General features: G+C 72.9%; 23 protein-coding genes. 9 read left to right on the top strand and 14 right to left on the bottom strand.

What is annotated here, in order from left to right:
• Position 1: 1 nt before the first annotated feature.
• Positions 2-250, top strand: a complete 249-nt coding sequence (locus ACFO4E_RS16475) for a YbdD/YjiX family protein (RefSeq protein WP_378575808.1) — start codon at positions 2-4, stop codon at positions 248-250.
• Positions 251-275: 25 nt separating this feature from the next.
• On the opposite strand, the gene thyX is transcribed toward ACFO4E_RS16475, so the two are convergent.
• From thyX to ACFO4E_RS16495, 4 genes are all read right to left on the bottom strand, one after another.
• Positions 276-1,073, bottom strand: a complete 798-nt coding sequence (gene thyX, locus ACFO4E_RS16480) for an FAD-dependent thymidylate synthase (RefSeq protein WP_378575810.1) — start codon at positions 1,071-1,073, stop codon at positions 276-278.
• Between the two features lie 171 nt (positions 1,074-1,244).
• Positions 1,245-1,388 carry a GPGG-motif small membrane protein gene (locus ACFO4E_RS16485; protein WP_378575812.1) on the bottom strand — a complete coding sequence of 48 codons (144 nt, stop codon included), beginning with the start codon at positions 1,386-1,388 and terminating at the stop codon, positions 1,245-1,247.
• Positions 1,389-1,438: 50 nt separating this feature from the next.
• A complete protein-coding gene (locus ACFO4E_RS16490; protein ID WP_378575814.1) occupies positions 1,439-2,365 on the bottom strand; it encodes an NAD-dependent epimerase/dehydratase family protein in 927 nt (308 codons plus the stop codon).
• 92 nt (positions 2,366-2,457) lie between these two features.
• Positions 2,458-4,647, bottom strand: coding sequence for an anthranilate synthase component I (locus tag ACFO4E_RS16495; protein WP_378575816.1), 2,190 nt, complete (start codon positions 4,645-4,647; stop codon positions 2,458-2,460).
• A 335-nt stretch (positions 4,648-4,982) separates the two neighbouring features.
• Between ACFO4E_RS16495 and ACFO4E_RS16500 the strand changes: the two genes are divergently transcribed.
• Positions 4,983-7,334, top strand: coding sequence for a HelD family protein (locus ACFO4E_RS16500; protein WP_378575820.1), 2,352 nt, complete (start codon positions 4,983-4,985; stop codon positions 7,332-7,334).
• A 96-nt stretch (positions 7,335-7,430) separates the two neighbouring features.
• On the opposite strand, the gene ACFO4E_RS16505 is transcribed toward ACFO4E_RS16500, so the two are convergent.
• The 4 genes from ACFO4E_RS16505 to ACFO4E_RS16520 form a co-directional block, all read right to left on the bottom strand.
• Positions 7,431-7,961, bottom strand: a complete 531-nt coding sequence (locus ACFO4E_RS16505; RefSeq protein WP_378575822.1) for an SRPBCC family protein — start codon at positions 7,959-7,961, stop codon at positions 7,431-7,433.
• Between the two features lie 27 nt (positions 7,962-7,988).
• Positions 7,989-8,306: an ArsR/SmtB family transcription factor gene (locus ACFO4E_RS16510; protein WP_378575824.1), complete on the bottom strand. Its 318-nt coding sequence runs from the start codon at positions 8,304-8,306 to the stop codon at positions 7,989-7,991.
• A gap of 133 nt (positions 8,307-8,439) precedes the next feature.
• Positions 8,440-9,054 carry a TetR/AcrR family transcriptional regulator gene (locus ACFO4E_RS16515; protein ID WP_378575826.1) on the bottom strand — a complete coding sequence of 205 codons (615 nt, stop codon included), beginning with the start codon at positions 9,052-9,054 and terminating at the stop codon, positions 8,440-8,442.
• 4 nt (positions 9,055-9,058) lie between these two features.
• Positions 9,059-10,144, bottom strand: coding sequence for an acyltransferase (locus ACFO4E_RS16520; RefSeq protein ID WP_378575828.1), 1,086 nt, complete (start codon positions 10,142-10,144; stop codon positions 9,059-9,061).
• Between the two features lie 317 nt (positions 10,145-10,461).
• On the opposite strand from ACFO4E_RS16520, the gene ACFO4E_RS16525 reads away from it, so the two are divergent.
• Positions 10,462-11,733: a sensor histidine kinase gene (locus tag ACFO4E_RS16525; RefSeq protein WP_378575830.1), complete on the top strand. Its 1,272-nt coding sequence runs from the start codon at positions 10,462-10,464 to the stop codon at positions 11,731-11,733.
• Positions 11,721-12,359 carry a LuxR C-terminal-related transcriptional regulator gene (locus ACFO4E_RS16530; RefSeq protein ID WP_378575832.1) on the top strand — a complete coding sequence of 213 codons (639 nt, stop codon included), beginning with the start codon at positions 11,721-11,723 and terminating at the stop codon, positions 12,357-12,359. Before ACFO4E_RS16525 ends, ACFO4E_RS16530 begins: the two co-directional genes overlap by 13 nt.
• Positions 12,360-12,691: 332 nt before the next feature.
• Here the strand turns inward: ACFO4E_RS16530 and ACFO4E_RS16535 are convergent, their stop codons facing one another.
• The 4 genes from ACFO4E_RS16535 to ACFO4E_RS16550 all read right to left on the bottom strand — a co-directional run bounded on the left by ACFO4E_RS16535 (position 12,692) and on the right by ACFO4E_RS16550 (position 17,119).
• The gene (locus ACFO4E_RS16535; protein ID WP_378575834.1) at positions 12,692-13,111 is read right to left on the bottom strand and encodes a CBS domain-containing protein; all 420 of its coding nucleotides are present in this window, start codon (positions 13,109-13,111) and stop codon (positions 12,692-12,694) included.
• 289 nt (positions 13,112-13,400) lie between these two features.
• Complete coding sequence (locus tag ACFO4E_RS16540) at positions 13,401-13,907, bottom strand: hypothetical protein (RefSeq protein WP_378575836.1); 507 nt, start codon at positions 13,905-13,907, stop codon at positions 13,401-13,403.
• Between the two features lie 375 nt (positions 13,908-14,282).
• Positions 14,283-15,521 carry an acyl-CoA dehydrogenase family protein gene (locus tag ACFO4E_RS16545; RefSeq protein ID WP_378575838.1) on the bottom strand — a complete coding sequence of 413 codons (1,239 nt, stop codon included), beginning with the start codon at positions 15,519-15,521 and terminating at the stop codon, positions 14,283-14,285.
• 161 nt (positions 15,522-15,682) lie between these two features.
• Positions 15,683-17,119, bottom strand: a complete 1,437-nt coding sequence (locus ACFO4E_RS16550; protein ID WP_378575874.1) for a helix-turn-helix domain-containing protein — start codon at positions 17,117-17,119, stop codon at positions 15,683-15,685.
• Between the two features lie 211 nt (positions 17,120-17,330).
• Here ACFO4E_RS16550 and aceA point away from each other — a divergent pair, with 211 nt between their 5' ends.
• Both aceA and ACFO4E_RS16560 read left to right on the top strand, forming a co-directional pair.
• Entirely contained in the window at positions 17,331-18,629 is a 1,299-nt protein-coding gene (gene aceA, locus ACFO4E_RS16555) for an isocitrate lyase (protein ID WP_378575840.1), read from the top strand.
• 210 nt (positions 18,630-18,839) lie between these two features.
• The gene (locus ACFO4E_RS16560) at positions 18,840-19,685 is read left to right on the top strand and encodes a CPBP family intramembrane glutamic endopeptidase (protein WP_378575842.1); all 846 of its coding nucleotides are present in this window, start codon (positions 18,840-18,842) and stop codon (positions 19,683-19,685) included.
• On the opposite strand, the gene ACFO4E_RS16565 is transcribed toward ACFO4E_RS16560, so the two are convergent.
• Positions 19,654-20,892: an MFS transporter gene (locus ACFO4E_RS16565; protein WP_378575844.1), complete on the bottom strand. Its 1,239-nt coding sequence runs from the start codon at positions 20,890-20,892 to the stop codon at positions 19,654-19,656. The two genes, ACFO4E_RS16560 and ACFO4E_RS16565, sit on opposite strands and share 32 nt — an antisense overlap.
• Before the next feature lie 183 nt (positions 20,893-21,075).
• Here ACFO4E_RS16565 and ACFO4E_RS16570 point away from each other — a divergent pair, with 183 nt between their 5' ends.
• Positions 21,076-21,753 (top strand): FadR/GntR family transcriptional regulator, encoded by a 678-nt coding sequence (locus ACFO4E_RS16570; RefSeq protein ID WP_378575846.1) that lies wholly within the window; start codon positions 21,076-21,078, stop codon positions 21,751-21,753.
• Here ACFO4E_RS16570 and ACFO4E_RS16575 read toward each other — a convergent pair.
• Positions 21,717-22,364 (bottom strand): TetR/AcrR family transcriptional regulator, encoded by a 648-nt coding sequence (locus ACFO4E_RS16575; protein WP_378575848.1) that lies wholly within the window; start codon positions 22,362-22,364, stop codon positions 21,717-21,719. The genes ACFO4E_RS16570 and ACFO4E_RS16575 overlap by 37 nt on opposite strands.
• A 490-nt stretch (positions 22,365-22,854) precedes the next feature.
• Between ACFO4E_RS16575 and ACFO4E_RS16580 the strand changes: the two genes are divergently transcribed.
• Positions 22,855-23,655: an ABC transporter permease gene (locus ACFO4E_RS16580; RefSeq protein ID WP_378575850.1), complete on the top strand. Its 801-nt coding sequence runs from the start codon at positions 22,855-22,857 to the stop codon at positions 23,653-23,655.
• The gene (locus ACFO4E_RS16585) at positions 23,648-24,481 is read left to right on the top strand and encodes an ABC transporter permease (RefSeq protein WP_378575852.1); all 834 of its coding nucleotides are present in this window, start codon (positions 23,648-23,650) and stop codon (positions 24,479-24,481) included. The genes ACFO4E_RS16580 and ACFO4E_RS16585 overlap by 8 nt, the downstream gene beginning before the upstream one ends.
• Positions 24,482-24,483 lie beyond the last annotated feature (2 nt).

Below are 24,483 nucleotides of genomic sequence, written 5' to 3' on the forward strand. Positions count from 1 at the left end.
CATGAGCGGCAGCACCGACGGCCGGGCCGCCCCTGCGGGGGGCGGCCCGGCCCCACTGCGCTCCCGTGTCGCCGCCGCGCTGCGCGACACCTGGCAGGTCGTCCGCGGCATCAGTGGCGAGCGCGCCTACGAGATCTACCTCGACCACCACCACCGCGAGCACCCCGGCACCCCGCCCATGAGCGAACGCGCCTTCTGGCGCCACCACACCGACAAGGGCGACACGAACCCGGGATCGCGGTGCTGCTGAGGGCGGGCCGCGCGGCCCGCCGCGGTCAGACCTTGCGGTACTGGGGAATCCAGGCCCCGTCCTCGACGGTGTAGTCGCCGAAGAGGGCCGGGGCCTCCTTGCGCAGGACCTCGCCGATGCTGTTGAAGAGGAGGCGGATCTCCTCCTCGGCACCGGGGGCCGTGCGGGCCTCCAGCGTGTGGCGCAGGGTGCGGACGTTGGCCGTCCACACCAGGCCGGTGGCGACGCCCTCGGGGGCGAAGCGGCGCATGAAGGACGTGCGGTGCTTCTTCTCCGAGAACTTCACGCCCTCTTCGTCGAGCCCGAAGTGGTCGGCCATCCACAGCTGGAACTGCTCCATCTGGGAGAGCATCTCGGTGGCGCGCTTCATCAGCTCCGGGTCGTCCTTGGCCCAGTCCGGGAACCAGAACGGCAGGTCCGTCAGGCGCACGAAGCGCAGCGACTCCTGCGAGACCGCCACTCCGGGGCGGTGCCGGATGAGCTCGTGGGTCAGCACCCGGCTGACGTTGTGCAGGACGAACCCGAAGGTGACGTGCTCCAGGACCGACCCGTGCAGGCTGGCGAGGATGTTGGTGAGGTAGGCGTCCTGGTCGGTGCGCACGCGCGTGACGTTGGGGTTGAGCCCCGGCTCCCAGGAGCGGTAGCACAGCCGCCCGGCGAACTCGGCGAGGTTCTGCGGGTCGTTCAGCGCGGAGTCCAGGTCGCCCCGGTCCAATCGCTCCAGCCAGCTCTGCCCGCCGACGTCGGCGAGGTAGCGTGCGATCTCGTCGTAGTCCAGTTGCGGGCGCGCGATCAGATGGACCTCAGGCTCGACACTCTTCACCGTGGATTCTTCCCCCCCATGGCCGGGCGCACCGGTGGCGCTCCGGCGTTGACGACCGTCGACCGACTGCGGCCGGTGCGCGTGTCCGCCCAGGACACGCGCTCTCCGGCGCGTGTCCGAACCTAGCACCGACCGCCGGCGCGGGCGGCGGCGCGGCGGGCCGGGGGGCGGCTACGCCGGGAAGTAGAGGTTTCCGGGGGCGAGGATCAGGCCGACGACGATGAGCACGACTCCCCACAGGAGCTGCCGCCGCAGGAGGGCGAAGACGCCGGCGATGATGAGTACGACACCGAGGACGAGAAGTAGAGGTCCCATGGGGCCACGACTGCCCTCGGGCGGCCCGGGCTAACGGTGCGGCGCGGAAATCAGTCCGCGCCGGCTCCGGAGTCCTCCCCGGGACGGTCCCCCTGCGGCGCGGTCGCGGCCTGCTCCCCCGCCGCTTCCCCGGCCGGCTCGTCCTCGGCCGGCCCGCCGTCGGGGCCGTCGCCGGCGCCGGCGAAGCGGAGCACCTTCTCGGCGCCGGAGTCCGGACCGCCCTGGGGTCCGCCGTGCCAGAAGGGGTCGTCGTCGGGGAACCGCGACGCGAAGGCCGCCGCGTCGTCGACCGGCCGGTACCCCAGCTCGTTCGCCGCCGCGGTGAGGTCCCAGAACCTGCGGGCGTTGCCCGAGACCGCGTAGACCGCGGTGAACGTCACACCGGGGGCGGCCAGCGCGGCGCGCACGAACCCGGCGCAGTCGCGCGGGCTCAGCCAGGTGGCGAGGTGGCGGGTCTCACCGGGCTCCTCCTCGAACGAGCCGATCCGCAGCGCCACCACCTCCAGGCCGAAGGTGTCGGCGTACATCTGCCCCAGCGCCTCAACGGCGACCTTGCTCACGCCGTAGAGCCCGTCGGGGCGCGGCGGCTCGTCGGCGAAGACGTGGTGGTGGATGGGGTAGGCCCCGGTGACGTGGTTGCTGGAGGCCAGGACGACGCGGCGCACGCCCGCGCGCCGGGCCGCCTCCAGGACGTTGTAGGTCCCGCGGACGTTGGCGTCGAGCAGGTCGCCGAAGGGCGCCTCGTCGGCGATCCCCGCCAGGTGCACGACCGCGTCGGCGCCCTCGAACGCCGCGGCCAGGGCGCGGAGGTCGGCGATGTCGGCCTCGACCGCGGTCTCGGTGGCGTCCTGGGCCTCGACCGGCACCCGGTCGAGCAGCACGAGGTGGCCGGCTTCGCCGCGCAGCCCGGCGCGCACGGTCGGCCCGATGCGCCCCGCGACACCGGTGATCACGATCCTGCCTGGTTTGTCGTCCACCTGGTCAAGCCTATGCGGGCAGGGGCGGTTCTTCGCGCTGCGCGCGCGGGCGCGGCGCGCGGAGCCCCGGGCGGGGCTCCGCGCGCCCCCGGCTAGCGCGCCATGCGCAGGACCCGTTCGATGATGGACTCCCCCACCGCTGCGGTGAGGATGGACTCCGGGTGGAACTGCACGGCCCACCGCTTGGCGCCGGGGTCCTCGATGGCCATGACCACGGGCTCGGCACCGCCGTCGACCACGGCCGTCACCTCGAAGCCCTTCACGCGGTCGGGGGTGGTGTAGGTCGAGTGGTAGCGGGCGGCGCGGAACGCGCCGCCGTCGCCGAGCCCGGCCAGCAGCGCGCCCCCGGTGACCCGTACCCGCCCCGGTTTGCCGTGCACCGGCGCGGCCAGGGTGAGCAGTTCGCCGCCGGCGTGCTCGACCATCGCCTGGAGGCCCAGGCAGACCCCGAACACCGGCAGGCGGCGCCGGTCCAGGTCCGCCAGCAGGTCCGACATCCCGAAGTCGGAGGGCAGCCCGGGCCCCGGCGACAGGACGACGAGGTCGGGCGCCAGGGTGTCGAGCACGGCGGGGTCGAACCCGTGCCGGACGGTGGTGACGTCGGCGCCGTGGCGGCGCACGTAGTCGGCGAGGGTGTTGACGAAGGAGTCCTCGTGGTCGACGAGCAGCACCTTCATGCCCGCTCCCGCGCCGGGCGCCGGCCGCTCGGGTGCGGCGGCGGGTTCGTGCGGTCGCGGCGCCTGGTCCAGCTCCAGGGTCTCCAGCAGGGCCCGGGCCTTCAGGAACGTCTCGCGCTCCTCGGCGTCGGGGTCGGAGTCGTAGAGCAGCGTCGCCCCGACGCGGACGGTGGCCACGCCGTCGCGGATGTGCGCGGTGCGCAGGGTCAGCCCGGTGTTCATCGCGCCGTCGAAGCCGATGACGCCCACGGCACCGCCGTACCAGCGGCGCGGGGTGGTCTCGTGCTGCTCGATGAAGCGCATGGCCCAGGTCTTGGGCGCGCCGGTGACGGTGACGGCCCACATGTGGGTGAGGAACGCGTCCAGCGCGTCGAACTCGGGGCGCAGCGTGCCCTCGATGTGGTCGACCGTGTGGATGAGGCGGCTGTACATCTCGATCTGCCGGCGGCCGATGACGCGGACGCTCCCGGGTTCGCACACCCGGGACTTGTCGTTGCGGTCGACGTCGGTGCACATGGTCAGCTCCGACTCCTCCTTGGCGGAGGACAGCAGCTCGCGGATGTTCTCCGCGTCGCCCAGGGCGTCGGCGCCGCGCTTGATGGTCCCGGAGATCGGGCAGGTCTCGACGCGCTGGCCGGTGCCGGGGACGCCGGTCACCCGGACGAACATCTCGGGTGAGGCCCCGACCAGGTACTCGCCCTCGCCCAGGTTGAAGATGAACTCATAGGGGGCGGGGTTGCGCTCGCGCAGGTTCTCGTAGAAGCGGGCGGGCGAGGGGCAGGCCCCGTAGGTGCGGTGGCCGGGGACGACCTCGAAGAGGTCGCCGCGGACGAACCGCTCCTTGGCCTCGGCGACGATCCGGGCGTAGGAGCCGGGCTCGGGCGGCGGCGGGACCTCGGCGGCGACGACGGCGGGGGTCGGCTCGCCGGTGCGCGGCAGCGCCTCGGTGCCGGCCGCCGCGCCGCCCGTATAGGAGCCCGGGACGGTGAAGTCGTAGGTGTAGCGCAGGCAGGTCTCGCGCTTGCGGTCGCGCACGATGATCTCGTCGGGCAGGTGCAGGACGAGGTCGCGGTCCTCGGCGGGGCGCTCCAGCACCTGCTCGATGGGTTCGAACTGGAAGGCGAGGTCGTAGCCGAACGCGCCGTAGAGGCCGAGGTGGGAGTCCTCGGCGGAGGCGAACAGCGCCACGACGGAGCGCAGCGCGGAGAAGACGCTCGGCCGGCGGCTCCGCTGCTCCTCGGTGAAGAACTCCCCCGGCGCGGGCTCGGGGACGGTGACGCCGACGGTGCCGTCCGCGCCGGCGGCGGGGGTGCCGTGTTCGCGGAAGGCGGTCTCGATGACCGGGAGCAGCACCCGGCCGCGGTCGTTGAGCGCGGTGGCGGTGACCCGCCGCCCGCGGGCGGCGATCTCCACGCAGGGGTCGATGTAGCCCAGGTGCCAGCGGCTGTAGCGGCCGGGGTACTCCATACCGGAGGACAGCACCCCGCCGCGGCGGTGGTCGAGCGCCGCCACCAGGTCGGTGAGGACTTCGGGGTCGCAGTGGGCGGCGATGCGTCGGACGTCGACGCCGCCGGCGGTGCGGTAGGAGGTGGAGCTCGCGTCCAAGGCCGGTCCTTTTCACGCTGGGCTGGATGGAGGCGGCGCGGCCGGACCGGGGCCGGGAACGACGAAGCGACCGCCGGTGCGGGCGGTCGCCGGTCAGGTGTTCGTGGGTATGCGAACCGGAGCGCCGCTTAGGAGCGGCGCCACCACTGATGAGGGGTTCGGAGGACCCGACGGGTTCGCATGAACCGAAGTGTAGCGCGCGTTGGCGGCGTGATGTGCGCAAAAGCGAAATCGCACGTTGGCGAAGGGGTGCGGACAACCGGCACACCCTGATACGCTACAGAGTCCGAATGAAAATAGAAAAAAGAAATCCTTAAACGAAGGATATCATCAGAATGGACCGTCGTCAAGACGAAGATCACGGACCCCTCCGTGCGGCCCTGCTCGCCGAGCAGGAACACGTCACCCGTGTCTACACGCGCTTGGACGAACTCCGCGACCACACGGCCGAAGCGGTGCGCGAGGTGCACGCGCGCGGCGGTGGCGGCGGCTTCGCCGCGGTCGTCGAGCGCGAGGTCACCGCGGGCGAGCGCACCCGCCGGCTGGCCCGGCTCTCCGGGGTGGAGGAAGGGCTGTGCTTCGGGCGCATCGACCACCGCGCCGCGGCGGGCGTGCCCGGCGACACCTACTACATCGGCCGGATCGGGCTGCGCGACGAGAACCACGACCCGCTGCTGGTCGACTGGCGCGCGCCCGCGGCCCGCGCCTTCTACGCCGCCACCCCGGTCTCCCCCGACGGCCTCGCCCGCCGCCGCCACCTGCACACCCGCGGCCGGACGGTGACCGGCCTGGACGACGAGGTGTTCGACCTCGACGGCCTCACCGACTCCGACCGCCGCGGGCTGGTCGGCGAGGCCGCCCTGCTGGCCTCCCTGCGGCGCGGGCGCACGGGCCGGATGAACGACATCGTCGCCACGATCCAGGCCGAGCAGGACCGGGTGATCCGGTCGCGGCTGCCGGGCATCCTGGTCGTCCAGGGCGGGCCGGGCACCGGCAAGACCGTAGCGGCACTGCACCGGGCCGCCTACCTGCTCTACACCCACCGCACGACCCTCCAGCGCCGCGGCATCCTGGTCATCGGGCCCAACGCCACCTTCCTCCGCTACATCGGGCAGGTGCTGCCCGGCCTCGGCGAGACCGACGTCGTCCTGGCCACGGTCGGCGAGCTGTTCCCCGGCGTGCGGGCCACCACCGCCGACGCCCCCGCGACCGCGACCGTCAAGGGCGGGCTGCGCATGGCCGCCCTGATCGAGGCCGCGGTCGCCGATCGCCAGCGCCTGCCCGCCGACCTCCCGCCGCCCGACGGCGGGGCCGGCCGGCCCTGGGGGCGCGACGACTCCGGCGGGCTGCGCATCACCACCGACGGGATGGTGCTGCGGGCCGACGCGGGCACCTGCGCGGGCATCCGCGACCTCGCCCGGGAGCTGAGGCTGCCGCACAACGTCGCCCGCAAGCTGTTCGTCACCGAGATGCTCGGCGTGCTCGCCCTCGACCAGTCCCGGCGGCTCGGCCGGCCGGTCGACGACACCGACCTGCGCCACATCAGCGAGGCGCTGTGGGCCGAACCCGAGGTGCGCGCCGGCCTCGACGCGCTGTGGCCCCTCCTCACCCCGCACGACCTCATCGGCACGCTGCTGTCCGACCCCGCCGCCCTGCGGCGGGCCGCCGGCGGTGCCGGGTTCGCCCCCGACGAGTGCGCCGCCCTGGCCCGCCCGGCCGGGGCGGCGTGGACCGTCGACGACGTCCCCCTGCTGGACGAGGCGGCCGAAATCCTCGGCCGGGACGACTCCGCGGCGCGCCGCCGCGCCCGGCGGGACTCCGCCGAGCGGGCGGCGCACGAGCGCTACGCCCACGGGGTGCTGGAGTTCACCGGCCTGGCCGAGGACCGGATGATGGCCGCCGGGGCGCTGGCCGACCGCCACGCGGACCGCGGACAGCGGCGCACCACCGCCGAACGCGCCGAGGCCGACCGGGAGTGGGCCTACGGCCACGTCATCGTGGACGAGGCCCAGGAACTGTCGGAGATGGCGTGGCGGATGGTCATGCGCCGGATCCCCGCGCGTTCGCTGACCGTCGTGGGCGACGTCGCCCAGACCGGCGCCGCGGCCGGGGCGCGGTCCTGGACGGGGATGCTCGGCCGCTACGCCAACGGCCGCCTGCACGAGGAGCGGCTGCTGGTGAACTACCGGACTCCCGCCGGGATCATGGCGGTGGCCGCGGACGTCCTGGCCGCCATCGCCCCCGGGCAGCAGGCCCCGGAATCGGTGCGCGACGACGGCGACCCGCCCCGAGCCGTGCGCATGCCCCGCGGATCGCTCGCGGCGGACCTGCCCGGGCTGGTGCGGGAGGAGGCGGAGCGGGTGAACGGCGGGCGCGCCGATGGCAGGGTGGCGGTCATCGTGCCCGACCCCCGGCTCGCCGGGATCGCGGCGCTGCTGCCGGGGGCCGCCGTCGGGACGGGGCCCGAGGCGCTGGACTCCCCCGTGGCCGTCCTCACCCCCGGCGCGGCCAAGGGCCTGGAGTTCGACGCCGTGGTGGTGGTCGACCCGCAGGGCGTCCTCGACCGCTCCCCGCAGGGGGGCCACGACCTCTATGTGGCGCTGACGCGGGCCACCCGCCGGCTCACCGTCGTCCACGAGGGCGACCTGCCCGCCGTGCTCGCCCGGCTGGCCGGGACCGCGGGGTGACGGAGGCGGCCGGGTGGGCCCGGCGGCCGGCCGACCGCCCTTCCGGGCCCGCCGGCCGGGCCGCTCCCGATGCGGCGGACCCGGCCGGCGCCAGTGTCAGTCCCCGGTCCCGCCCGAGCCGTCGCCGGGCGGGCCGATCGTGGCCGACTCCGGGCCGAACTCGGCGGCGTAGTGGGCGTTGAGCGGCTCCCACAGAGCGCGCGTGTCCCCCGACGGCTCGGCGCCGTCGAGGTGCCCGGCGAGGAAGTCCAGGCACACGTGCCAGCCGGCGGTGTCGCGGGCGGCGCGACCGACCTCGCCGAAGGTGACGGTGAAGACCAGCTCGGTGCCGTCGGCGCCGGGGCGCAGTTCGATCCGGACGACGTCCTCGCCCTGCCGGAAGGCCATGGCCGTGGGCGGGTCGAAGACCAGCATCTCCCCGGTCTCGGCGTACTCGTCCTCTCCCGGGAACCGGAACCGGAGCGCCGCCCCGGCGGTGCGCTCCCCCTCGATGCTCGTGGGGTACCAGGCGGCGAGGTGTTCGGGTTCGGTGACCGCGCGCCACACCTTCTCGGGCGGGTGCGGGACCGTGCGGGCGAACCGCACCGTCCAGCGGTCGCCGGACCGTTCGAGCGTGCCGTGGCGCATAAGGGCCTCCTGAAGGCGTTCGGGTGGTCAGTCGTCGTGGTCGGGCATGGTGTCGAGGTGCCGTTCGAGGTCGTCCAGCCGCGATTCCCAGAGCGCGCGGTAGGGCGCGAGCCAGGCGTCGACGTCGCGCAGGGGTTCGGTGCGCACCCGGTACAGGCGGCGCTGTGCGTCGGAGCGCACCTGGACCAGCCCCGCGTCGCGCAGCACGCGCAAATGCTTGGAGACCGCGGGCTGGCTGACACCGAGTTCGGCGACGATGTCGCCGACCGGCCGCTCGGCCACGCGCAGCAGGTCGAGGATGCGCCGCCGGTTGGGTTCGGCGAGCACCTCGAACACGGCCGTCATGAGATGAGTATTCCTCTCAAGTCATATAACTGTCAACACATACTCCCTCGTCGCAACGGCACAACGGGGAACGCGGTTCGTCGAGCACCCGGCCGTGCCACCGAGCGGGCACCGGAGCGGCCGCGCGCGGACGTCAGTCGCCGGACCCGGCGATGGCGCCGACCACGACGCCGGCGACCTCGCCGATCACCGTGTCGGCATCGGCCTCGGGGTGCTCCAGCCACCACTCGCCCGCCGCCTGCACCATGCCGACCACCGCGTGGGCGGCGATCTGGGCCCGGAGCGGGTCGGTGATGAAGCGCTCGGCCACCAGCGTGGCGGCCAGTTCCTCACCCAGCCTGCGCACCATCATCCCCAGATCGCCCCGGGTCCGGGGGTCCTCCGAGGTCGCGCGGTCCATCAGGAAGCGGTACAGGTTGAGGTTGCCGCGGATCATCCCCAGGTAGGCGCCCACGGTGGCGCGGGCGCGCGTCCGCAGCGGGGTGCCGCCGTGGAGTTCGGCGCGGACGCGGTCGATCAGCGGGTCGACGTGGCGCCGGGCGAGGGCCCGGTAGAGGCCGCTCTTGTCGCCGAAGTGGCGGTAGAGGATCGGCTTGCTGATCCCCGCCTCGGCGGCGATCACCGACATCGACGCGTCGGGGCCGTCGCGCTGGATGACCACGTCGGCGGCGTCGAGGATGGCGCGGCGCCGTTCGGGGCTGCGTCCGCGTGCGGAGGGCCGGTTCTGCTGTGCGGGTTCGGGGGCCACGCCGTCAAACGGTAGCGCGTAGCCAGGGGATCCGCTGGAACAGTGCCGTGACCAGGAGGCTCACGGTCAGCACGACCGTGGCGTGCAGTCCCGCCATGGCGAGCATGCCGTGGGCGGATCCGGGGACGCCGGTGATGTCGCGCAGCGTGTAGAGCACCACCACGTGGATGAGGAACACGCCGAAGCTGAGCGACGACAGCACCGACAGCCAGCGCGGCGTCCCGGTGCGGCCGTACAGCCGCGTCCCGGCGGCGCGCAGCAGGACGAACGCGGCGGCCGACATGGCCAGCACCGTGGGCGAGAGGTAGTCGTAGACGTAGTCCGCGGTGTCGCTCCACCCGCCCGCGAGCGTGGCCAGCGCCCCCGCACCCGCGCCGGTGGCGAGCACGGCGGCCGCGAAGACGGCGGCCGCCGTCCAGACGCCACGGCGGCTCGGCGCGCCGCGGGTGAGCAGGTACCCGATGACGTAGTAGCCGATGTAGGGCAGGAACCGGGTGGCGGCGTTGGGCTCCCCGACCCCGTCGAGGGCGGATATGGCCTGGTCGGCCATTCCGATGGCCGACATCAGCGCGGCGAACCACCACAGGCGGGCGGTGGTGGAGTGCTCCACCAGGACCCGCAGGAAGGGGGTGAGCACGTACAGGCCGGCGAGCACGAAGAGGAAGTACAGGTGCAGGGACGGCGCCCCGGAGAGGACGTCGCTGACGGCGTCCACGGGGGCGATGCCCGTGCGGCGGATCTCCCAGGCGACGTAGAGGACGGTCCACACGACCAGGGGGACGCCGATACGGGAGAAGCGCTTGGTGTAGAAGCGGCGCAGCCCTTCGGCGCGCGGGCGCAGCAGCAGCGCGCCGCTGATCATCACGAACACCGGCACGCACCAGCGCAGGGTGGAGTCGACGGCGTTGGCCGTCCACCAGGCGGGTCCGCCGAACTCGGAGTGGACGGTGGTGACCACCGGAGCGAACACGTGCACCAGCACGACCGCGAGCATCGCGGCCACCCGGGCGAAGTCCAGCCACGCCGTGGGGTGGGGCGTCGCCTCGGCGGGGGCGCCACCGGCCGTGGCGCGGGCGGTCGTCATTGCCATGGCGCGGGCTCGATCCAATCGTCGGTGACCGCGGACCCATCCACTGATACCAGTCCGTTATCGGACTCTCAATCCATTCCCAGGTAGGACATTTTCACCCCTCGTGGTGCGCACTTTCCCCACCGTGCCCTACCATCGCCGCTCACGCCCCTGCCCGCGGGCCGGGGAGGACAATCCGGCCGGGGAGCGAGGGAGGCGGGGTGTGACGAGGGGAACCGTCCCCCGCCGGCGCTCCGCGGGCTCAACGGGCAGTGAGCGGGCAGAAGGTGTAGTCCGCTCCACTGCCCCCCGCCGCGTTCGACGGCACAATTCAGACCATGGCTTCCTCAACGACGCTCGCGGCCGCCCCCGCGCAGCGGCTCCCCTCGGCGATGCGCGCCGCGTTCTACCTGTGCGCCTCGGGCGGCACCGCCCTGCTGACCCTGCTGGTGCCGCCGATGCTGATCGTCTGCGGACTGCTGGTGGCGGTGTTCGGCGCGGGGCTCCCGATGCTGCCCCACGCCTTCGCCGGGCTGCGCCGGTGGTCCGAGTTCCACCGGGGGCTCGCCGCCCGCCACCTCGGAGTGCGGGTGGAGGTCCCCGACCGCCCGATGCCCGCCGGGCTCCGGGCACGGCTGCGCCACACGTTCCGCGACCCCATGCTCCCCCGCCGGCTGGGCTGGGTGGCCGTGCACATCGGGCCCGGGCTCGTCGCGGGCCTGCTCGCGCTCGCCGCGCTCCTGGGCGCCCCCGGCGCGATCGCGAACGGGTCGCTGTGGTGGCTGTTCCCGGCGGACGAGCCGTCGACCCTGATGGGCCTGCCGGTCACGGACTGGCCCACCGCTCTGCTGGCCGGGACCGCGCAGGCCGCGACCGGCATCGCCCTGCTGCTGTGGGGGATACCGCCGCTCGCCCGCCTCCACGCGCGCACGACCCTCCGGCTGCTGTCACCGTCGAAGGCCGACCTGCTCGCCGAGCGGGTCGAGACGCTCACCGAGACGCGCGCCGGCGCCGTCGACGCCCACGCCGCCGAGCTGCGCAGGATCGAGCGCGACCTGCACGACGGCACCCAGGCCCGGCTGGTGGCGCTGGCCATGCGCCTCGGCCTGGCCGAGCGGATCATGGGCAAGGACCCCGAGACGGCCGCCGAGCTGCTGCGCGAGGCCCAGGGCGGCGCGGAGGAGGCCATGACCGAGCTGCGCGACGTCATCCGCACGATCTACCCGCCGATCCTGGCCGACCGCGGACTGGCCGGCGCCGCGTCGTCGCTGGCCGCCCGCAGCGTGATCCCGGTCCGCCTGAACGTGGCCGACGACCTGGGCACGGTCCCCGCGGCGGTGGAGTCCACGGCCTACTTCGTCATCGCCGAGTCGCTGACCAACGCGGCCAAGCACGCCGCGGCGACCCAGATCCTGGTGAACGTGGCGCGTACGCCGGACGACCTGACCGTCCAGGTCATCGACGACGGCGTGGGCGGTGTGGACGAGTCCCGCGGCAGCGGCGTCGGAGGGATGCGCCACCGGGTGGCGGCGCTCGACGGCACCCTGACCGTCACCAGCCCCGAGGGCGGCCCGACCGGGATCGAGGTGGCGCTGCCGTGCGCGTCGTGATCGTGGAGGACAACGCGGTCCTCGCCGAGGGCCTGAACCTGCTCCTGCGGACGTCGGGGTTCGAGGTGGCGGCGACGACCGGCGACGCCGCGGCGTTCCTGGCCGCGGTGGAGGAGCACCGCCCCGATGTCGCGGTGGCCGACGTCCGCCTGCCGCCGGGCTTCCGCGACGAGGGCATCCAGGCCGCGCTCAAGGCCCGCACGGTGGTGCCCGGCCTGCCGGTGCTGGTGTTCTCCCAGTACGTCGAGCAGGTCTACGCCCGCGACCTGCTCTCCGACGGCAAGGGCGGTGTGGGCTACCTGCTCAAGGACCGGGTGGCGCGGGTGGAGGAGTTCCTCGACGCCGTGCGCCGTGTGGCCGCCGGCGGCACCGCGATCGACCCCGAGGTGGTGGCGCAGCTCCTGGTGCGCCGCGACACCCCGCTGTCGCGGCTGACCGAACGCGAACGCGAGGTCCTGGAGCTGATGGCGCAGGGCCTGGGCAACTCCGAGCTCGCCGAACGGCTGTACGTCACCGAGCGCGCCGTCCATAAGCACATCGGCAACATCTTCGCGAAGCTCGGGCTCGACCCCGCCGACTCCGGCCACCGCCGCGTCCGCGCGGTCCTCGCCTACCTCCAGGGGTGAGCGGAACGGCCCGTCCGAACGCGGCGGGCCCGCCCGCACCATCGGAGATCGGCCGCGGGCACCCTTGCGGAACGTCACCCGGCGGCCGGCGGTCCGGGATCCGGCCGCCCTGGCCGACGCGCTGACAGGGTCGCGCCGCGGCACGCGGGCCCCGCGCAGGCGGTGCGATTCCCCGGACCCTGAGTCCGTCCGGCCTCGGAGCCGCGCCTTATCCGCGCATCCATCGGTACGTGCGGCCGAGGGCCGCGGTTCAGGGGATTCCTGGAATGAATCCACCGCAATGGCGCCCGGGCGGGCCCTGGCCGTGTCAGAGCCCGCCCGCGGCCCGGCCTTCAACGAGCGTAGACGCCTGCGACGAACTCGGCGATCTGCGCCTCGGAGAGGCGATCGGCCAGGTCGCGCTCACTGATCATGCCGACCAGCCGCTTGTCGCCGTCGATGACGGGCAGGCGGCGGATCTGATGAGTCTGCATCTCCCGGAGGACCTCGGCGACACCGGCGTCAGCGGAGATCCAGCGCGGGGTCCCCTTGCACAGTTCGCTGGCGGCCACCTGGGAGGGGTCACGGCCGGCGGCGACACACTCGACCACGATGTCGCGGTCGGTGATGATGCCGCACATGCGCTCGTCGTCGCCGCTGACCGGCACGGCGCCCACGCCCAGGTCCCGCATCATCCGGGCGACATCCTCCAGCGTCTCATCGGCGGTGACCCATTGGGCTCCTTCGTGCATGAGGTCGGCGGCGGTCGTCATCGTGCTCTCCCATCTGTTCGCGAACAGGGAACGGCCGAAGCCGCGCGGCTCCGCCACCACACCCGTTCTGTCACAGATCGTATTCAACTACACACTCAGCGAAATCGGCGGCATATACCACCGCAGTCCGAGGTGTCGCACGCGGGAGCACCGCATGGTGGAGAGGATCTTCGGGGGCGTCGCGGTCGACCTCAAGGTCGTGGCAAGGCGGACACGACATCACATGGTCGGACGCGCTGCGAGGCCCCGCCCACTGTGAGAGCGAGACCTCGCAGTGTCCAGACACCGCTTAGCAGCCGCGGAAGGGTGCCACGCCCGATAGCCGGTCATTCCCGACCCCTCCGCGGGGGAAATTCCCCGCAGATCCGGCCGGGAAATGGGCGGTTCCACCCGAATTGGGGTCGACGTCGAAGAAGTGGCCCGCAGTACAGTACGAGCGCCAAGCGCTCGCCTCGTTATCCATGAAGAATGGGAGCTTGTACCAGCCGGAGTAGGTCAGGGTCCATGCCTCACCCCTGCGCATGTTATCTGACCCGTATGGCCCGTTTTGGTAGATGGTGATCGTCGGTCCCGCAGCCGATGACTCACGTGAACGCGCTTCACCGGATTCGGACCGCAAGCACTCGGCTCCCGCCGTGCTGCTCGCGGTCGGCAGATAGGTCACAGCACATCCGGGCAGCTGAAACCCGGTGCCGGCGAGATCTTGTGCCACGGAGGCATAGGCACTCCCCGGGGCGATCACGATCATCACCGCGAGTGCGCCGACCGCGGTCACCGCCCGCTTCGCCATCGTCATGGGCGTACGTGGCGACCTGGAACGCATAAGGATACCCCCGAAAATATCCGTAGTACTTTGATCCTTTGTTCTTTCCTGATGTTCCGACGCTATGCCCGAATGGCCGGACGCGGCCAATCCATGAAGGGCGCAGATGTTTGTCCACGTCGTCGTCGAAGATGAGGGAAATGCTGTGCCCGGCGTATTCGTGCCCCCACCCGAAGGCGGGGGCACGGTGGAGACCGATGACAGCGGACAAGGGCGGCGTCCGCGATACCGGATGACCACCGGATCAATCGGTAAAGGAACCGGGGCTCACGATCTTCAACCCCTCGGCGAGACGCCGGGGACACACACCCGCGCACCCCGGCCATGACCGCCTGGCCTGACCGGACGTCACCGCACGGGCAGGCCCGTCACCGCTCGGCCGATGATGAGGCGCTGGATCTCGCTGGCTCCCTCGAAGATGGTGAAGATGGTGGCGTCGCGGTGCCAGCGTTCGACCGGGAATTCCCGGGTGTAGCCGTTGCCGCCGAGGATGCGGATGGCGTTCTGGGTGACCCAGGTGGCGGTCTCGCTGGCGAAGAGTTTGCTCATCGACCCCTCGGCCTGGGCGAAGTCCTTGTCGTTGCGGGCCATCCAGCCCGCTCGCCAGACCAGCAGGCGGGCGGCGTCGATGCGGGTGGCCATGTCGGCGAGGAGGAACGCGACCGCCTGGTTGTCGCCGATGGGGCGGCCGAACTGCTCGCGCTGGGCGGCGTAGTCGCGGGCGTACTCGAAGGCGGCGCGGGCGCAGCCCACCGCCATCGCTCCCACAGAGGGGCGCGACGCCTCGAAGGTCTTCATCGCGGCCTGGCCGCCGGAGCGTCGCCCCTCCCGGGCGCGGGCCAGGCGCTCGTCGAGCTTCTCCTTGCCGCCGAGCAGGCAGGCCCCGGGCACCCGCACGCCGGTGAGCACCACCTCGGCGGTGTGGGAGGCGCGGATGCCGTGCTTGGCGAACTTCTGCCCCTGGGCCAGCCCTGGTGTGCGCGGGGGCACGATGAAGGTGGCCTGGCCGCGCGCGCCCAGTTCGGGCTCGACCGCGGCGACGACGACGTGCACGTCGGCGATCCCGCCGTTGGTGACCCACGTCTTGGTGCCGTTGAGCACCCACTCGTCGGCCGCTTCGTCGTAGACGGCGCGGGTGCGAATGGCGGCGACGTCGCTGCCGGCGTCGGGCTCCGATGAGCAGAACGCGCCGAGGCGGACGTCGTCGGGGGTGCCGAACATCTGCGGGACCCACTCGTAGAGCTGGTCCTGTGTGCCGTTGCCGGCGACCGCCACCGCGGCCAGCCCGGTGCCGGTGAGGGACAGTGCGATCCCGGGGTCGCCCCAGTACAGCTCCTCGAACGCCACCGGGATGCCCACCCCGGTGGGCTCCAGCCACTGGTTGGCGAAGAAGTCGAGCGAGTACAGCCCGATCGCGGCCGCTTCCCGCAGGACAGGCCAGGGGGTCTCCTCACGCTCGTCCCATTCGGCGGCGGCGGGGCGGATCACGTCGCGCGCGAACCCGTGCGCCCAGTCGCGGACGTCGCGGAGGTCCTGGCTCAGCTCGAAGCCGAAGCCGGGTACGCCGTCTCCCGGGGTGTCGCTCATGTGCACGTCCTTGGTCGGGCCCTCTGGGGGAGGGCGGGGGCGGGCCGTCGTCCCCGGGCACGGCGCGCGGCCGCCCTGGGGGTGTTACCAACGGTAACGCCGGGCGCGCGCCGACACAACGCCGCCCCGGTCGGCGAAGGCTCCGGTGGCCCGCCCCGCGGCTACAGGTCCTCGTAGCGCTCCAGGAACGTGTAGACGTCGGTCTCGTCGACGCCCGGGAAGGTGCCCGACGGCAGCGCCGAGAGCACGTGGGAGTGGGCGCGCGCCGACGGCCACACCTGTCCCTCCCAGCGGGCGGCGAGGTCGGCGGGCGGGCGCACGCAGCACTCGCCGGTGGGGCAGTTGGACTTGGTGCGGTTCGTGGTCTCCCGCCCGCGGAACCAGCGCGACTCCTTGTACGGCACGCCGAGGGTGACCGCGAAGTTGCGCTCGCGGCTGGGGTCGACGTGGGCCACGCACCAGTGCGTGCCGTTGGGCTTGTCGGTGTACTGGTAGTAGATCGAGTGCCGGTCCGGCGAGGCGAAGACCTGCCGGCCCGACCAGTAGCGGCACATGCGCTGGCCCTCGATGGCACCGGTGTCGTCGGTCGGGAAGATGAGGCCGTCGTTCTCGTAGGCCTTGTAGATGATCCCGGTCTCATCGTTGCGGATGAAGTGGCAGACCAGGTCGAGGTGGCGGTAGGCGAGGTTGGTGAACCGGTGGGCGGCCATCTCGTAGGAGACCGAGTAGACGTCGCGCAGGTCCTCCACCGACAGTTCGCGGGTCTTCTTGGCCTCTTGGAGGTAGGGCGCGGCGGTGGTCTCGGGGATGAGCACGGCGGCGGCGAAGTAGTTGGCCTCGACCCGCTGGCGCAGGAAGTCGGCGAAGTCGCGCGGCTGGCTGTGGCCGAGGACGAAGTGGCCCAGCGTCTGGAGCAGGATGGTGCGCGGGCTGTGCATCCCCAGCGATTCGCGCTTGAGGAAGAGCCGGCGGTTGCGGGTGTCGGTGACCGACCGGACCGAGCGGGGCAGGTCCTGCACGTAGCGCAGGGTGAACCCGTGGTGGGTGACGATCGCCAGGATCTGGCCCTGCGACAGCGCGCCGCCGCTGTAGCCGACCGCGTCCAGGGTCTCCTGGGCCGCGTTCTCGATGCCCTCGAAGTAGTTGCCGCGCTCCCGCATCTGCCGGCGCAGGTCGGCGTTGGCCCGCCGGGCCTCCTCCGGCGTGGCCGTGGGCTTGGCGCTGCGCCGCTTCAGCTCGTCGTAGAGGCCGACGATGTGCTCCAGCACGTCGTTGGGGACCCGTTTGCCCACCTTGAGCCGCGACAGGTTGAGCGACTGGTACACGGGGTCGCGCTGCGCCTCCTCGACCGCGATCTCCAGCTGCGCGCGGCGGCTGGGCGGCTGGCGGGAGAGCAGTTCCTCGACCGAGACCCCCAGGGCCTGCGCGAGCGCGGTGAGCAGCGAAAGCTTGGGCTCGCGCTTGCCGTTCTCCAGCAGGGAGAGCTGGGAGGGCGCCCGCCCGACGCGCTCCCCCAGGTCGGAGAGGGTCATGCCGCGCGTGCGGCGCAGGTGCCGCAGCCGCTGACCGAAGGTCACCAGGTCGAGCTCGCCCGGCAAAGAGGGTATTTCTTCAGTCCCGAAGTACGCCATCCGTTCATAGTACGGAAAGAATGTCGTATCTTCACGCGATCTGCTCTCGAAAAACCTGGCAACTTTGCGAAGAATCGTACTCACCGGCGGGGAACCCTCCCGGACGGCGCTCAGGCGCCGGCCGCGGGTCTCCAGCCGGGTGACCTTCCCGGCGACGAGCACGAAGGCGGTACGGACCATGAGCATCAACGGGCAGCGGCGCGACGCCGCGGAGGCCCTGCGCAGGGAGTGGGAGACCGACCCCCGCTGGGCGGACATCACGCGCACCTACACCGCCGAGGACGTCGTGCGGCTGCGCGGCTCGGTCGCCGAAGAGCACACCCTGGCCCGCCTCGGCGCCACCCGCCTGTGGGACCTCCTGCACAGCGAGGACTACGTCAACACCCTGGGCGCGCTCACCGGCAACCAGGCCGTCCAGCAGGTCCGCGCCGGGCTGAAGGCGATCTACCTGTCCGGCTGGCAGGTCGCCGCCGACGCCAACCAGGCCGGCCAGACCTACCCCGACCAGAGCCTCTACCCCGCCGACTCCGTGCCCCACGTGGTCCGCCGCATCAACAACGCCCTCTTGCGCGCCGACCAGATCACCTGGTCCGAGGGCGAGGACGACGCACCGCACTGGCTGGCGCCGATCGTCGCCGACGCCGAGGCCGGCTTCGGCGGCGTGCTCAACGCCTTCGAGCTGATGAAGTCGATGATCGCGGCGGGCGCGGCGGGCGTGCACTGGGAGGACCAGCTCGCCTCCGAGAAGAAGTGCGGCCACCTGGGCGGCAAGGTGCTGATCCCCACCGGCCAGCACATCAGGACGCTCAACGCCGCCCGGCTGGCCGCCGACATCGCGGGCGTCCCGAGCCTGGTGATCGCGCGGACCGACGCCCAGTCGGCGACCCTGATCACCAGCGACATCGACGAGCGCGACCGCTCCTTCGTCACGGGCGTGCGGACCGCCGAGGGCTTCTACCGGGTGCGCAACGGCCTGGAGGCCGGGGTCGCGCGCGGCCTGGCCTACGCCCCCTACTCCGACCTGCTCTGGATGGAGACCTCGACGCCCGACCTGGAGGTCGCGCGGCAGTTCGCCGAGCGGATCAAGGCCGAGTACCCCGACCAGATGCTCGCCTACAACTGCTCGCCGTCGTTCAACTGGCGGCGGCACCTGGACGACGCCGCCATCGCCAAGTTCCAGCGCGAGCTCGGCCACATGGGCTACAAGTTCCAGTTCATCACGCTGGCCGGGTTCCACTCCCTGAACCACTCCATGTTCCACCTGGCCAAGGGATACGCCGAAACCGGCATGAGCGCCTATGTCGAGTTGCAGGAGGCCGAGTTCGGCTCCGAGGAGCGGGGCTACACCGCGACCCGGCACCAGCGCGAGGTCGGCACCGGCTACTTCGACCGGGTGAGCACGGCGATCACCCCCGACGCCTCCACCACCGCCCTCACCGGCTCCACGGAAGAGGACCAGTTCTCAGCGGCTCACTGACCTGGTTCCTCCCTCCCCTGCGGCGGCCCGCCCCGCTTTCGTGGCTGGGGCGGAGCGGGCTGCCGCCCGCCGCCGGCCTCGCGGCCACCGTGTCACCCGCGAGGCCGGCGGCACTTCGCGTCCCGCCGCCCGGCCGCGGTCCCCCGGACCGCGTCCCGGACCGGCCGCCCCCGCGCCCCTGGCCCGCTCGCGGCTACCATGATCTGCACCATGGCCGAAAGCACCGCAGAACCGTCACCCGCCGCCCCCGGCGACGACACGCCCTCCGCCGGGGCGCCGCCCGCGCCGGCGGCACCCGCCCCGCTCACACCGCGGCTGCTGCGCGCCGAGGTCCTGATCGTGCTGGCGCTGTCGCTGGGCGCCGCGGCGGTGTCCGCGGTGATCTCCTTCGTCGGCTCGGTGACCGCGCCGCAGTCGCTGGCCGAGCAGACCGCGAGCCTGGTCGGCTCGCAGGCCGATTCCGAGCGCCCGTGGCTGGACCTGTCGCGCCAGGTGTACTCGCTGGTGTTCGCCATGGCTCCGGTCGCGCTCGTGATCCACCTGCTGCACCGCACCGGGCAGTCGGCCCGCACGATCGGCTTCGACGTGCGCCGCCCCGGAGGCGACCTGCTGAGCGGGGCGGGGCTGGCCGCGCTGATCGGCGGCGGCGGGCTGGTGGTCTACCTGGTGTCGTGGCAGCTCGGCCTCACGGTGACGGTGGCCCCCAGCGCGCTCAACGACCACTGGTGGCAGATCCCGGTGCTCGTCCTCCAAGCCGTGAAGAACGGCGTCCTGGAGGAGGTCATCGTGGTCGGCTACCTGCTGCTGCGCCTGGAGCGGCTGGGCTGGTCGCCCGTCCAGGCGGTGCTCGCCAGCTCCGTGCTGCGCGCCTTCTACCACCTCTACCAGGGCATCGGGATGTTCTTCGGCAACCTGGTGATGGGCGTGGTGTTCTGCTGGTTCTACCGGCGCTACGGCCGGGTGATGCCCCTGGTGGTCGCGCACGCGCTGATCGACATCGTGGCGTTCGCGGGGTCGGTCTACCTCATCGGGCGGGTCGACTGGCTTCCGGGCTGAGCTCGTCCTCCAGGTGGCCCGGCCGCCCCAGCCGCATCCCGGCGACCAGGTTCAGCGCGGCCAGCGCCAGGAACAGGGCGAGCGGGGCGTGCCAGCCGCCGCTGACCTCGCGCAGCAGACCGAACAGGAAGGGCCCCAGCCCACCCATCAGGTAGCCGATGCTCTGGCTGGTGGCCGACATCGCGGCGGTACCGGCCGCGGTGCGCGTGCGCACGGCGAAGAACGTCAGCGCCAGGGGGAAGGTGGCCATGCCCACGCCGATGAACGTGGTCCACAGCCAGACGCCCTCGACGGGGGCCGTCCACAGTCCCGCGACGCCGGCGGCGTAGGAGCCGAAGAACACGGCGACGAAACCGCGGTGGTCGCGGGTCCGCGCCATGAGGGCGGGCAGGGCCATCGAGAGCGGGATGGACAGAGCGGTGAGGTAGGAGAGCGCGAGGCCGGCCGCCGCCGCGCTCATTCCGCTGTCGCGCAGCATCTCGGCGTACCAGCCGAAGACGATGTAGGCGATGGTGCACTGGGTCCCGAAGAAGAGCACGCTCCACCGGCCGGTGGCGGTGCGCAGGACGCGCCCGGGTCCCAGCGGCCGGGCGGAGCCGGCCCGCTGCGGCCCGTGCCCCAGGACCAGGAGCCAGGGGACCGCGGCGACCAGGGCGAAGAGGGCGAAGACGCCCAGGGAGATCCGCCAGTCGCCGCTGACCTGCTCGATCGGGACCGTGCCTGCGGCGGCCAGCGTGCTGCCGAGCGCGAGGAAGGTCGTGTACACCGTGGTCAGGGCGCCGACCCGGTGGGGGAAGTGCTGCTTGACCAGGCCGGGCAGCAGGACGTTGCCGATGGCGCCGCCCGCCAGCGCGATCGTGCTCAGGGCGAGGAACAGCCATGCGTCGCCGGCGAGCGGCCGGGTGCCCACGCCCACCGCGATCGCCAGCAGCGCCGCGGCCATCAGCGCGTGCTCGCCGAAGCGGCGGATCAGCAGGGGGGTGAGCGCGCCGAACAGCGCGAAGCACAGGACGGGCAGGGTGGTGAGCACTCCGGCCAGCGCGCCGGACATGTGCAGCCCCGTGGTGACCTCGCCGAGCAGGGGGCCGATGCTGGTGATCGCGGTGCGCAGGTTGAGCGCGCCCAAAGCGATCCCGGCGACCAGCAGCCAGACGACGCGCCGCGGGCGGGGCGCGGCGGCGTCGTCCGTCCGGGAAGGGTCCTCCACACCCGATCTTGTGACGCTTGCCACACTGCCCTCGCATTCATAGGATGACCGGATCTACATCATGAGCGTAACGCATTCGGCGGCGTAGGCCATTCCGCAGCCGTGACTGGTCTAAGCTCCGGCTTTAACCGAACGCATCACCGCCCGGCCCGCCCCGCGGCCGACACCGTAGGAGGTAACCGCGTGCCCCTCGCCTCGACGCGTCGCACCGGCCTGGTCGACCAGGTCATCAGTCAGTTACGCGCCCAGATCGACTCCGGCGAGTGGGGTGTCGGCGACCGCATCCCCACCGAGTCGGAACTCTCCGACCAGCTGGAGGTCGGACGCAACACCGTGCGCGAGGCCGTGCGGGCGCTCGCCCACGCCGGGCTGCTGGAGATCCGGCAGGGAGCGGGCACATTCGTGCGGGCCTCCAGCGAGCTCGGCGGTGCCCTGCGCCGCCGGCTGGAGCGCTCCCGGCTCCGCGAGAACCTGGAGGTCCGGCGCGCGCTGGAGATGGAGGCCGCCCGCCTGGCCGCCCTCAGGCACACGCAGGACGACATCGCGCGCATCGACCACGCCACGGCGCTGCGCGGCGCGGCGTGGGAGCAGCGCGACATGTCGGCCTTCGTGGAGGCCGACTTCGCCCTCCACCGCGCCATCGTCAACGCGACCCACAACCCGCTCCTCGTCGACCTCTACGACGACATCGCGCAAGCGGTCTACGAGAGCATCGCGCACACGGCCTACGGCCAGCAGCCCTCGGGCGACCTGCTCGACCACAGCCGGCTGACCGACGCCATCCGCGCATCCGATCCCGACGGCGCGCTGCGCGAAGCCGCCTGCTACCTCGACGAGCTGCTCTCCCTGGCCGGAGACTGAAGCAGCAGGCTGCTGCCGGCCCGCCACATGACGTCGAGCAGCTCGGCGCGCGGCGGGTCGCCGTCGCCGCTCAGCGCCTCGGCCATGAGCTCGCGGAACGCGCCGAGGATCGCCGCCGCCGCGAAGCCGGGGCGCACGGCGGCGTCGAGCTCGCCGTCGCGCTGCCCTTTGGCGATACTCCTGGCCGCGATGTCGATCTGGCGTGCCAGGCGTTCGGCGTCCGTCTGCGCCGCGGCGGGCTCGCGCAGGCGGCGGCCGACGATCACGCGGCCCAGGGGGTCGTCGCAGAGGAAATCGATCTCCCGGCGCATGCGGTCGCGCTCGCGCCGGGCCCAGCTCCCGGGCCCGCTCAGCCGGGTGGTGAAGACCTCGGCGTCGTAGGAGTCGTAGAACTCGTCGACGACCGCGGTGACCAGGCCGTTCTTGTTGCCGAAGTAGCGGTAGAGCAGGCCGGCCGACACCTCGGCGCGGCGCGCGACCTCGGCGACCTCCAGGCTCCCGCCGCCGGACAGGATCACCGCGCGCGCCTCGGTCAGTAATCGCGCCCGCGTGGCGCGCCCCCGCGCCGACAGCCCCTCCGTCGTCGCCGAGCGCTCCGAACTCTCGCCCATCTCATCCCCGTCCCTGGGTCGGGCCTTCTTCTCGGGTCCGGGGGAAAGTCTGCCCGCAGTGGCGGCACCGCGCCGCACGGTAGCCGAATGCGGCCACGGCCGGAATACGGCGGAGGACGCGCGGCCCCGCACGGGCCGGCGACCGGTGCTCGCGGGCACCGGGCAGGCGCCCGCAACGGGACGGGGCCGGCCGCCCCGGCGGCGGTGTGCGGACGCCCCCGAACCGGGCGCCGAGCACCGGACACGCCGGACAGGCGCGCGGCGGGGCGGGCCGGGAGACGCCTCGCGGCGGGCGCCGGAGAGGACCGGGCCCGCGGAGCGGCGCCGCCCCACGGGCGCCGCACGCGCCCGGCGAGGGCCCCGAATCCCCTCCTCCGCGCGGATCCGACGGCGTTCGCGACTGTGGTAGCGTCCTCACCTCGGCGTCCCGGACCTGTCCCGCAGGGCCGTGCCTTCTGGTCCCCTTTTCATGCGAGGAGCACACGGCACGGTGCGGGTCTATCTCGCGGTGTTCGCCTGCGGGCTGCGCCGCTATTCCGGTTACCGCGCCGCCACGGCGGCCGGCATCTTCACCAACAGCGTCTTCGGCCTCATCAACGCCACGGTCCTGCTCGCGGTCTTCTCCGCGAAGCCGGAGATCAACGGCTATGACGCGGTCGACGCCGTCACCCACGTCTACATCACCCAGGCGCTCATCGGACCGGTCGCGATGATGGGCCCGCCGCTGGACCTGGCCTCGCGGATCCGCACCGGCGAGATCGCCGTGGATCTGCTGCGGCCCGCTCACCTGACCCCGTGGTGGCTGGCCCACGACCTCGGCCGGGCCGCGTTCAACACGGTGTTCCGCGGGGTGCCGACCCTGGCGCTGGGCCTGCTGGTCTTCCCCCTCGCCCTTCCGGGCGACCCCCTGCGCTGGGCCGCCGGCGCCGTGTCGCTGGTGCTGGCCGTGCTCACCGGATTCGGGCTGCGCTACCTCTTCGCGCTGGCCGGGTTCTGGCTCATGGACAGCCGCGGCCTCACCGCGGTGGCGACCGTGCTCGGCGGGTTCGGTTCGGGGATGCTGCTGCCCCTGGTGCTCTACCCCGAGCCGCTGGCGACCCTGCTGAGGGCGCTGCCGTGGTCGGCGATGGTCCAGGTTCCGGTGGAGATCCTGCTCGGCACGACCACCCTGCCCGGGGGCGGCCCCCTGGGCGGGCTGGCCTTCCAGGCCGCCTGGGCCCTCGGCCTGCTGGCACTGTCGGTGCTGCTGACCGAGCGCGCCACGCGCCGGGTGGTGGTCCAGGGTGGCTGAATCGGCGGTGTCCGGCCGGAGCGCGGCCGAAGGGCTGCGCTCCTATGTACGGCTGGCCTGGACCTGGTGCCGCGCGGTGGCGCAGTACCCGGTGTCGCTGGCCCTGCTCACGGCCGCCCAGGCCGCGGCGATGGCCGCGGAGCTGGCGGCGGTGACGTTCGCGTTCGGCCACGCCGGGCGGATGGCGGGGTTCGGCGTGAGCGAGGCGGTGCTCGTCTACGGCCTCGCGGCGCTGGCGTTCTCGCTCGCCGACTTCCTGCTGGGATCGGTGGAGCAGCTGGGCGAGCACATCCGCAAGGGCTCGTTCGACGCGATGCTCATCCGGCCGGTCTCCCCCCTCATCCAGCTCGCCACCGACGAGTTCTCCCCCCGCCGCCTGGGCAAGGTGGTGCCCAGCGCGGCGGCGCTGTGCTGGGCCCTGGCCGTCCTCGACATCGACTGGACGGCGCAGCGGGTGCTGATGCTGCCGCTGCTGATCGCGTCGGGCACGGTGATCTGCTCCTCGATCTGGGTGATCGGCGCGTGCGTGCAGTTCTTCGTCATCGACGCGCGCGAGGTCGCGAACTCGGTCACCTACGGCGGGCAGGCGCTGACCGAGTACCCGCTCGCCGTCTACGGGCGCGCCGTGGCCACCGCGGTGACGTTCACCGTCCCGCTGGCCTTCGTGAGCTGGCAGCCCGCCCTCTTCCTCCTGGGCCTGCCCGACCCCTTCGGGCTGCCCGGGTGGCTGCGCTACGCCCCGCCCGCGGTGGCCGCCCTGATGTGGGCCGCCGCCGCGGCCGTGTGGCGGAGCGGCCTGCGCCATTACCGATCCACCGGGAGCTGACC

The sequence above is a fragment of the Nocardiopsis mangrovi genome, from assembly GCF_042653925.1.
Lineage (GTDB): Bacteria > Actinomycetota > Actinomycetes > Streptosporangiales > Streptosporangiaceae > Nocardiopsis_B > Nocardiopsis_B mangrovi.

What these genes read in the sequence shown, in the direction of transcription:
- ACFO4E_RS16475 (WP_378575808.1), top strand. Translation starts at nt 2, where the DNA reads ATGAGCGGCAGCACCGACGGCCGGGCCGCCCCTGCGGGGGGCGGCCCG.
- ACFO4E_RS16485 (WP_378575812.1), bottom strand. Translation starts at nt 1,388, where the DNA reads ATGGGACCTCTACTTCTCGTCCTCGGTGTCGTACTCATCATCGCCGGC.
- ACFO4E_RS16500 (WP_378575820.1), top strand. Translation starts at nt 4,983, where the DNA reads ATGGACCGTCGTCAAGACGAAGATCACGGACCCCTCCGTGCGGCCCTG.
- ACFO4E_RS16505 (WP_378575822.1), bottom strand. Translation starts at nt 7,961, where the DNA reads ATGCGCCACGGCACGCTCGAACGGTCCGGCGACCGCTGGACGGTGCGG.
- ACFO4E_RS16510 (WP_378575824.1), bottom strand. Translation starts at nt 8,306, where the DNA reads ATGACGGCCGTGTTCGAGGTGCTCGCCGAACCCAACCGGCGGCGCATC.
- ACFO4E_RS16520 (WP_378575828.1), bottom strand. Translation starts at nt 10,144, where the DNA reads ATGGCAATGACGACCGCCCGCGCCACGGCCGGTGGCGCCCCCGCCGAG.
- ACFO4E_RS16525 (WP_378575830.1), top strand. Translation starts at nt 10,462, where the DNA reads ATGGCTTCCTCAACGACGCTCGCGGCCGCCCCCGCGCAGCGGCTCCCC.
- ACFO4E_RS16535 (WP_378575834.1), bottom strand. Translation starts at nt 13,111, where the DNA reads ATGACGACCGCCGCCGACCTCATGCACGAAGGAGCCCAATGGGTCACC.
- ACFO4E_RS16540 (WP_378575836.1), bottom strand. Translation starts at nt 13,907, where the DNA reads ATGACGATGGCGAAGCGGGCGGTGACCGCGGTCGGCGCACTCGCGGTG.
- ACFO4E_RS16545 (WP_378575838.1), bottom strand. Translation starts at nt 15,521, where the DNA reads ATGAGCGACACCCCGGGAGACGGCGTACCCGGCTTCGGCTTCGAGCTG.
- aceA (WP_378575840.1), top strand. Translation starts at nt 17,331, where the DNA reads ATGAGCATCAACGGGCAGCGGCGCGACGCCGCGGAGGCCCTGCGCAGG.
- ACFO4E_RS16560 (WP_378575842.1), top strand. Translation starts at nt 18,840, where the DNA reads ATGGCCGAAAGCACCGCAGAACCGTCACCCGCCGCCCCCGGCGACGAC.
- ACFO4E_RS16575 (WP_378575848.1), bottom strand. Translation starts at nt 22,364, where the DNA reads ATGGGCGAGAGTTCGGAGCGCTCGGCGACGACGGAGGGGCTGTCGGCG.